The sequence below is a fragment of the Ensifer sp. GW101-20A05 genome, from assembly GCF_059424735.1.
Genome location: NZ_JBWKZT010000045.1, coordinates 1 through 1,862, shown reverse-complemented (window position 1 = coordinate 1,862; position 1,862 = coordinate 1). Strand labels below are relative to the sequence as shown.

Sequence of the window (1,862 nt, the reverse complement as noted above, 5' to 3'; positions counted from 1 at the left end):
CGAGACTGTCCGCGATTTAGTGAAACGACTGTCCGGGATTTACCGGAATCGCTGTCCCGTTAATCCGAAATCCGCATCATACCAGTGATCCACGGGCACCTGACTGGTGACGATGGTCGATCGCCGCTCGTATCGATCCTCGATGATTTCCAGGAGATCACGACGCTGCTCATCGTTGAGCTTCTCCGGGCCCCAGTCGTCAAGGATGAGCAGGTCGGTTCTGGCGAGCGCCTTGAGGATCTTGGGATATCGGCCATCGCCCCGCGCCAGCGCAAGGGTGGCGAACAGCCTGGGAAGTCGGTGGTAGGCGACGGAGAAGTCCTCGCGGCAGGCCTTGTTTCCGAGTGCGCAGGCAAGCCAGCTCTTGCCGACGCCGGCGGGTCCGATCAACAGCAGGCTATGGCGCTGGGAGATCCAGTCGCAACCGGCGAGCTTCATGAAGAGATTGCGATCCAGGCCGCGGGCAGCGCGGAAGTCAGCGTTCTCAATCTGGGCGTCATGGCGCAGCTTTGCAGCGCGGGCTCTCGCCTCGAAGCGCTTCTGGCGGCGCGTGGTCGCCTCGCGTTCGAGCAGCAGTGCAAGCCATTCGCCATGCTCGAGGTGTCTCGCTTCCGTTTGCGCCTCGAGTTCCTGATAGGCACTGGCCATACCTGTCAGGCCGAGTTCGCGCAGCATGTCGATGGTGGGATTGGTCAACATCGTTTGGTCTCTCCTCAATGAAAGTAGCCGGGGCCACGCAGATTGGCGTGTTCCATGACGGCGGCGGGTTCGGTGGAATGTCTGGGGGCCTTGTGGGTGGCGATGATCGAGGCAATCGTCTTGCAGGTCAGGCCGCCGATCTCGACGGCCCGTGCCGAAATGACCTCAGCGCGCTCGCGGCCGAGGTCGCGATAGAGGCGCAGGATGCCGAGGCAAGTTCGGAAGCCCTGCTCGGGATGTGGCCGGCTGGCGAGAATGGCGACGATCAGCCCTTCGGTCTGCGGACCGATGGACGCGCCCCAGCGCCGGAAGCGCTCCGGCGTCCATTCGGCGTATCGGCGGTGGGAGCTCGGCATGTGCGCCGGGTCTGTTCCATAGCGCGGCCCGCCATAGCGGCGCTGATGGACCGCGACGCGTTTGCCGCGATGGAAGATCTCGATCATTCGCGCGGTCGCCCGGATATCGACCTGCTGGCGAATGAGCGCGTGCGGGACGGAATAGAAGAAGGTCTTGAACTCGGCATGGTAATCCGTCGAGACCCGCGCAAAGCGCCATTCGGCGAACTCGTACTCCTCGGCGGGCAAGCTTGCGAGCGCCGCGCGTTCGACCGTCTCGAAGAGCTGGCGGCGGCTGACGCCCAACCGGCGCATGACGTGATTGTTAATGCGCTCCAGCACGTCGGCGATCGCGGCATTGGCCTCGGCGAGCGAGAAGAAAGTCTGCTTGCGCATGCGGCCGAGAAGGCAACTCTGGGCGAAGCGCATGCCGTTCTCGACCTTGGCCTTGTCCTTCGGGCGTCGCGGTCGGGCCGGCAGAACGCCGACACCGTAGTGGGACGCCATCATGCCGTAACTGCGGTTGATCTCGGGATCGTAGAAGCTGGCGCGGCTGACGCCGGACTTCAGATTGTCGGGCACGACCAGGCGGGGCACACCGCCGAAGAAGGCAAACATGCGCACATGTGAGCCGACCCAGTCCGGCAAGGTCTGGGTCCAGGTCACCTCGGCGAAGGTGTAGCTCGATGCGCCGAGCACGCCGAGGAACAGCTCCGCCTCGCGGACTTCGCCAGTCTTGCGATCAACGATCTGTCAATGCCGACTGAAATCTCCCCAAAAGTGCCGAAGTAAAATTCCCCAATTATGCCGACGTCGACGGCATGGAGA

The 1,862-nt window shown here is 63.3% G+C and carries 1 protein-coding gene and 1 pseudogene; both read right to left on the bottom strand.

Annotated features, from left to right (window positions below):
* Positions 1–75: 75 nt before the first annotated feature.
* Positions 76–699: pseudogene (gene istB, locus AC070A_RS34555) on the bottom strand (IS21-like element helper ATPase IstB); the annotation flags it as partial.
* 14 nt (positions 700–713) lie between these two features.
* Positions 714–1,784, bottom strand: coding sequence for an IS21 family transposase (gene istA, locus AC070A_RS34550; protein ID WP_492384416.1), 1,071 nt, complete (start codon positions 1,782–1,784; stop codon positions 714–716).
* Between the last annotated feature and the right edge of the window lie 78 nt (positions 1,785–1,862).